A 6,989-nucleotide genomic window follows, 5' to 3' on the forward strand; every position below is an offset into this window, starting at 1 on the left:
ATGCCCCGCGAGCCGAACGGCCCCATGGTGACGGTGAAGTTCTGGTTAGCCGGGAAGTTGGCCGTCTGGATAGTGACCGACGTATCCGTGACGACACTGCTGATGGTGAAAGTCGGGATCGTGCTGGATCGGGCGCGATCGACCCCCATAAAAACGGCCAGCGCAACAAGCAAGAGTACCAGGACGAGATACCGTGGACGAGCGAACGATCTGGCCCGACCGTTCGCGCCGCGTGATGTGTCGCTGCTCTCAACCGAATGTGAAGTCATTCTTAACCTCCTGACCATGCATCCATTCAATGACATGGAGATGATGGCCTATCCCGATCCTGTGATTTTGCCGACCATCATACTTCCGTTACCTGCTCGGTCTCCACAGTATACATAACAATAAGCTGGATTTCTATAGAACAGGAGTTCTTTCTTGTCATAATGGCGGAATTGCTTGCCATAATCTGCCATTATTGTAGGGCGGGTTGGCAACCCGCCTTGCTGGTGAAAGGAGCGGTGATCAATCTTCTAACTACGAACGGTTGGAGCGCGGGTTGCCAACCCGCCCTACAGTTCAGAGCCGCCCGGTGACGAACCGCCGCGCCGTCTCGGCCAGCACGGCCGCCCCGGGGGCTAATACGCCCTCGTCAATGTCGAAGATGCTGGTGTGGTGGTGGCGCGCTGGCCCCTCGGGCATGGCCGCGCCTAGCATAAACATGGCCCCCCGCCCCTTCTGCGTCATATAGGCGAAATCTTCCGCGCCCATGCCGAACTGGCTATTCACGATTGCACCCTCGCCCAACAGGGCGCCGGTCACGGCGCGCATCCAGTCGTTGGCCTGCGGGTCATTGACCATTGGCGGATAGCCCTTGATGATGTTCAACTCGTAGCTCCCACCCATGTGCTCGGTCAGGCGCAGCGCGTTCTCCACGTCGCGCCACAACTGCTGGCGCACCTCCGGCTGGAGCGAGCGCAACGTGCCGCGCAACAGCACCTCGTTGGGGATCACGTTGCTGGCCGCGCCGCCGGTCACTTGACCGATGCTGACGACCGACGGATAAAGCGGGTTGATGCGGCGAGAAGGGATGGCGTAGAGGGCGGTCAGGATGGGGGCGAGCATGTAGATCGGGTCGCTGCCGGTGTGGGGATAAGCTGCGTGCCCGCCGTCGCCCCGAATGCGGGCGTCGAAGGAGTCGACCGCGGCCAGGCTTGGCCCGTCCTGAAAGTGAAACTCGCCGCTCGGCCGGTCGGAACTGACGTGCAGGGCGATGACCGCGTCGATGCCCTCCAGCGCGCCGTCGTCGATCATGGCCGTCGCACCGCTGATGTTGTTCTCGTCGAAATCCTCCTCGGCCGGCTGAAAGAGCAGGCGCACGCGCCCGCACCACGCCTCCTCGCGCTGGCTCTGGCGCAGCAGGTGGGCCACGCCGAGCAGAATAGCCGTGTGGGCGTCATGGCCACAAGCGTGCATGACGCCCGGGTTAAGCGAGCGATAGGGCACGTCGTTGGCCTCCAGGATGGGCAGCGCGTCCATGTCGGCCCGAATGGCGATCAGCGGGCCGCTGTCGCCCAACTCGGCAACCACGCCCGTCTTGCCCACCCCGGTGCGGACGCGGTAGCCGCCGATCTCGGCCAACGTGTCGGCCACCAGCGCAGCCGTCTGATGCTCCTGGAAGCTGAGTTCCGGGTTGGCGTGAATGACGCGACGCAGGCGAATGATCTCGTCGCTCAGGGCTTGGGCTTTGTCCAGCATCGTATGGTCTCCTAACTTGAAAGGCGCGACGCACTTTCTGAAGCGCGTTACACCAGCCGGCCCACTAGACGGCCGCCGCGACCAGGCTCACTGCGTCGTCGGCGCGCAGGGTCATGCAGCTGACCCCTTGCACCACGCCTTCCTTGGCCGGCACTTCATCAGCGGCGAAACGGATAACCTTGCCCAGACGCGAAAGCACGAACAACTCAGTTCCGGCCATCACTTGCGCCACGCCAACCAGTTGCTCCGTCTTCATCGCCACTTTGCCGCCCGCGCCGGGGGCCTTGTTGGCCGCGAAGCCGCTCATCAGCCGGACCGTACCCAGCCCGTCGTGGCCCAGCAGAAAGACACCGCTATCGGGCCGGATGGCGGCGACGGCCACGGCCGCATCGGTCACGTCGAGCCGGATGCCCAGGCAGCCGCGGGCGGGAACCTGCGTCTCCAGAAAACGGATGGCCTTGCCCTCGCGCGAGGCAAGAAATAACTCCTCATTGCCGGCCGTCCAGCAGGCGGCGACCAGCGGGCCGCCCTCCTTCAGATCGTGGAAGGAAGAGCCGGGAATGAGACTCTGGCCCAGATAGGCGGCGCGCACCCGGCGCACCCAGCCGCGCTGGCTCAGCAGGGCGACGTATTCGCCCCCGCCGGCTGGCAGCGCGGCGACGATGCGCTCGTTGGGGCGCAGCGGCAGCTTGTCGCGCAAGGCCGCCCCGCGGGCGCGTACCGGCGACTCGGCCAGGGCGGCGGCCGGCAGCCGAAAGGCGCGGCCGTCGTCGGTGAACAGCAATAACATGTCGCTCTCGCCGGCGTGGGCCAGCAGGGCCGGCGCGTCGTCCTCGGCCGCGTCCAGGTCGAACACGCCCATGCCGCCGCGCCGCTGCCGGCCATATAGGTGGCGGGGCGTGCGCTTGGCCGCGCCCCGGCGGCTGATGGTCAGGATACATTGCGTGGTCGGCGGCTCGTCCGGCAGCGCGGCGGCGCGGGGCGCGGACAACTCGGCGCGCTCGCGCCGGCCGACCAACTCGCTCTCCAGCGCCTCAATGTAGGCCACCACGTCGGGCGGCAGTCCGCTCAGGTCAGGACGCGGGATCACGAGTCCTTCCCTTCCCGCACTACGCACATGGGCAATAGCTGACCCATCGACACGGGATGGCGCTCGAAGTTGGCGAAGGTCAGGTCGGAGAATGGGAGATCGAACGCCCGGCGGGCCATCTCCATCAGCGCCAGATAGTTATCGAGCACGCGCCGCGACCAGTCCAACCCCAGCGCGCCGGCGACGGCCTTCAGGCTCTCGTCCGACGGCCCCTCCAGCTCCACGAAGTAGCCAAAGGGCAGCTCGTCAAGCACGACCTCGACCGCGCCCCAGTGGAACGTCTCGCGGTACTTCTCGTAGGTCTGCGCCGGCGCGAAGCCCAGCCGGTGCAGGATGGTCGCCATCCGGTCGAAGTCGTCCACGGTCACTTCCAGTTCCTCGCGGATCTTGGCCTCGCTGGCGGCGTCCTCGGCGGCCAGCCCCTTGTAGGTTAGCCGGACGCGCGTGTCCTGGCGCAGCCGGAGCAACTCCTCCCGGCCGAGCAAAGCGGCGTCGGCCGTGTCGAAACGCACGTTGCGCTCGTGGACACGCGGCGCGCCCAGCTTGGCCCCGGCAGCGGCCAGCCGCGCCCGCACGGCGTCCAGGTCATCCACCAGGAACTTGACCTCGACTTCCAGGTGATCAGCCGCCGTCATGGTGCTCCTGGCTGATGCCCACCAGCGCCTGGTCTTTCTCCACGCTCGCGCCCGGCGTCACGAACACGTGGGTCACCACACCGTCGCACGGCGCGCGCAACTCGTTCTCCATCTTCATGGATTCGAGAATGATGACCTTTTGGCCGAACTTGACCTCGTCACCCACAGCCACGGGCACGGCGATGATGATGCCCGGCATGGGGGAAGCGACCATGGCTTCGCCGTCCACGGTCAGGCCGCCGGTGCGCATCCGGTCGAGGCGGTAAGCGCGCTCATCCTGCACCTTGACCGGGTAAAGCTCGCCCTCGATGAGCACCTCCCAATGGTCGCTCCGCTCCTCGACGACGCCCGAGACGGAGCGATGGTTCATCAGCAGCGACGTGACCCCGCCCGATGGCAGGCGGCGAAAGTCAATCTCCACCGGCTTGCCATCCACGAGGATGCCCGCCTCGGGGTCGATCTCGATGGTGAACTCCTGATCCCGCACAGTCGCGATGTATTTCACTGACATTCGCACACCCCAAGAACAATTACGAATTAAGAATTAGAAATCCAATCGCACCGCGAGTGATTTCGAACAGCGTCCATTTCCCAATTCTTAATTCCTAATTCTTAATTCCTAATTGTTACCGCCGCAGCCTCTCCCACCGGCTATACCACTTCCAGTTGCTCGTGTCGCGCGCGCCGGGGGCTACGATCTGGGCCGCGCGCTGGCTCTGCTCGTGGGCCGCCAGCGTCGCCAGTAGCGCCGCCTCCAGCGTGTGGCCCGCCGCGCGGTCTTCCATGCTAAAGCGGTCTTCGACGAACTTGGTGTCGAACTGGCCGGACAGGAAGCGATGGCTCTCCATCATGTGCTGGTGGAACGGGATGTTGGTCTTCACGCCCATAATCCGGTACTCCTCCAGCGCCCGCCGCATGCGCAGCACCGCCTCGCCGCGCGTCTCGCCATAGCAGATGAGCTTGCTGATCATCGAGTCGTAGTACGACGTGATCTCATTGCCCTCATAGACGCCGGTGTCCACCCGCACCCCCGGCCCGGTCGGCAACTGGACGGAGGTGATGACGCCCGTGGAAGGCAGATAGTTATTGTAGGGGTCTTCAGCGTTGATGCGGCACTCAATGGCCCAGCCATTGATCTGCACGTCCTTCTGCCGCAGACGCAGCCGCCGGCCGCGGGCGATGCGCAACTGCTCCTGCACGATGTCGATGCCGGTCACCAGTTCCGTCACCGGGTGCTCCACCTGCACGCGCGTGTTCATCTCCAGGAAGTAGAAGTGCCTGTCGCGGTCGACCAGGAACTCGATCGTGCCGGCGTTGACGTAGTCCACCGAACGCGCCGCGGCCACAGCTACCTCGCCCATGCGCCGCCGCAATTCGCCATCGACGACGAACGATGGAGCTTCCTCGATGAGCTTCTGGTGGCGACGCTGCAGGGAGCACTCGCGCTCGCCCAGATAGATCGTGTTGCCGTGGCTATCGGCCAACAGTTGAATCTCGATGTGGCGGGCCTCGGTGATCATCTTCTCGATGTAGACCGTGTCGTCGCCGAAAGCCGCCTTCGACTCGCGTCGGGCGGCGGCGAAGGCCCCGGCCAGGTCTTCCGGGCGGTGAACGGGGCGCATGCCCTTACCGCCGCCGCCCGCGGCCGCCTTCACCAGCACCGGAAAGCCCATTTCCCCAGCGGCCGCGGCCATCTCATCGTCCGTCTGGCCTGGCTCTGTACCCGGCACAACCGGGACGCCGGCCGCCTTGACCGTGGCGCGGGCCATAAGCTTGTCGCCCATGATGCTGATAGCCCGCGCCGGCGGCCCGACGAAGACGATACCCGCGTCGGCGCAGGCCTGGGCGAACGCCTCCCGCTCGGCCAGGAAGCCGTAGCCGGGATGGATGGCCCCCGCCCCGGAGCGGCGGGCCACGTCGAGCAGCCGCTCGACCACCAGGTAGCTCTCGCGGGCCGGCGGCGGGCCGATGTGGTACGCCTCGTCGGCAAAGCGCACGTGAGGCGCGTTGCGGTCGGCGTCGGAGTAAACGGCGACGGTGGCGATGCCCAACTCGCGCGCCGCCCGCAGGATACGCATGGCGATCTCGCCCCGGTTGGCGATGAGCAGTTTGTCAAATTTCTGAACGAGGAGACCGTCTTCCCTTAACATAACTATCTCTTAAGAGGAATCATCCGCAGATTTGGCAGATTCGGCAGATTTCTCAGAGATGCTCGCGCAAACGGCTTCCATCTCTCTACACCCTCTTCATTCCTAACTCGTAATTCCTAATTCCTAATTCTCTTAAAGCGGTATGTTCCCATGCTTTTTCGGCGGGTTCTGATCGCGCTTGTTCTGGAGCATGTTGAGGGCGTTGATCAGGCGCGGGCGGGTCTCGCTCGGCTCGATTACGTCGTCAATGTAGCCTCGTTGGGCGGCGATGTACGGATTCGCCAGATGCTCGCGGTACTCGTGCACCAGTTCGGCCCGTTTGGCCTCCGGCGTCTCGGCCTCACCGATCTCGCGGCGATAGATGATGTTGACCGCCCCCTCCGGCCCCATGACGGCGATCTCCGCCCCCGGCCAGGCGACGTTGAAATCGGAGCGAATGTGCTTGCTGTTCATGACGCAGTACGCCCCGCCATACGCCTTGCGGGTGATGACCGTCATCTTGGGCACGGTGGCCTCGCAGAAGGCGTAGAGGAGCTTGGCCCCATGCCGGATGATGCCGCCGTGCTCCTGATCCAGCCCCGGCAGGAAACCGGGCACGTCCTCGAAGACAACCAGCGGAATGTTGAAGCAGTCGCAGAAGCGGACGAAGCGCGCTGCCTTCTCGCTGGCGTCGATGTCGAGCACGCCGGCCAGCACCATCGGCTGGTTGGCGACGATGCCCACACTGAAGCCGCCCAACCGGGCGAAGCCGACGACGATGTTCTGGGCGTAATGTTCCTGAATCTCGTAGAAGCGGCCGTCGTCCACAATGAGCCGGATGGCGTCCTTGATGTCATACGGCTTGTTGGGGCTGTCGGGTACAAGGTCGTTCAGCGCCGTCTCGGCCCGCAGGCTGTCGTCGCCGCCCGTCTTGAAGGGCGCGTCCTCCATGTTGTTAGAGGGCAGATAACCCATCAGTTCGCGGATGAGGAACAGGCAATCCTCCTCCGACTCGGCGGCCATGTGGGCCACGCCACTGAGGGCGTTGTGGGTCATGGCCCCGCCCAACTCCTCGAACGTCACCTCCTGACCGGTGACCGCCTTCACCACGTCCGGCCCGGTGATGAACATGTGGCTACTGTCCTTGACCATGAAGATGAAGTCGGTCAGCGCCGGGGAGTAGACCGCGCCGCCCGCGCAGGGGCCCATGATAACGCTGATCTGGGGGACGACGCCGGAGGCCAGCGTGTTGCGCAGGAACACGTCGGCGTAGCCGGCCAGACTGACCACGCCCTCCTGGATGCGCGCGCCGCCGGAGTCGTTGATGCCGATGACCGGCGCGCCGTTGCGCATGGCCATGTCCATCACCTTGCAGATCTTCTCGGCGTGGAC

7 protein-coding genes are annotated in these 6,989 nt (G+C 64.9%); all 7 read right to left on the reverse strand.

Going from position 1 to position 6,989, the window contains the following annotated elements; translation table 11 throughout:
* Window positions 1-269: hypothetical protein (locus ACE3UY_RS21095; RefSeq protein ID WP_374689449.1), on the reverse strand; the 269-nt coding region annotated here is incomplete at its 3' end.
* 295 nt (window positions 270-564) lie between these two features.
* The gene (locus tag ACE3UY_RS21100; RefSeq protein ID WP_374689450.1) at window positions 565-1,743 is read right to left on the reverse strand and encodes a M20 family metallopeptidase; all 1,179 of its coding nucleotides are present in this window, start codon (window positions 1,741-1,743) and stop codon (window positions 565-567) included.
* A 64-nt stretch (window positions 1,744-1,807) separates the two neighbouring features.
* Window positions 1,808-2,833 carry a DNA gyrase C-terminal beta-propeller domain-containing protein gene (locus ACE3UY_RS21105; protein WP_374689451.1) on the reverse strand — a complete coding sequence of 342 codons (1,026 nt, stop codon included), beginning with the start codon at window positions 2,831-2,833 and terminating at the stop codon, window positions 1,808-1,810.
* Entirely contained in the window at window positions 2,830-3,468 is a 639-nt protein-coding gene (gene cyaB, locus ACE3UY_RS21110) for a class IV adenylate cyclase (protein WP_374689452.1), read from the reverse strand. The genes ACE3UY_RS21105 and cyaB overlap by 4 nt, the downstream gene beginning before the upstream one ends.
* Window positions 3,455-3,973 carry a biotin/lipoyl-containing protein gene (locus ACE3UY_RS21115; protein WP_374689453.1) on the reverse strand — a complete coding sequence of 173 codons (519 nt, stop codon included), beginning with the start codon at window positions 3,971-3,973 and terminating at the stop codon, window positions 3,455-3,457. Before ACE3UY_RS21115 ends, cyaB begins: the two co-directional genes overlap by 14 nt.
* A gap of 121 nt (window positions 3,974-4,094) precedes the next feature.
* Window positions 4,095-5,618, reverse strand: coding sequence for an acetyl-CoA carboxylase biotin carboxylase subunit (gene accC / locus ACE3UY_RS21120; protein WP_374689454.1), 1,524 nt, complete (start codon window positions 5,616-5,618; stop codon window positions 4,095-4,097).
* Window positions 5,619-5,750: 132 nt separating this feature from the next.
* On the reverse strand, window positions 5,751-6,989 hold a 1,239-nt coding region (locus ACE3UY_RS21125), incomplete at its 5' end, for an acyl-CoA carboxylase subunit beta (protein WP_374689455.1).

This window comes from Promineifilum sp. (SeqCode) (assembly GCF_041918635.1).
In the GTDB taxonomy this organism is placed as follows: Bacteria; Chloroflexota; Anaerolineae; order Promineifilales; family Promineifilaceae; genus Promineifilum.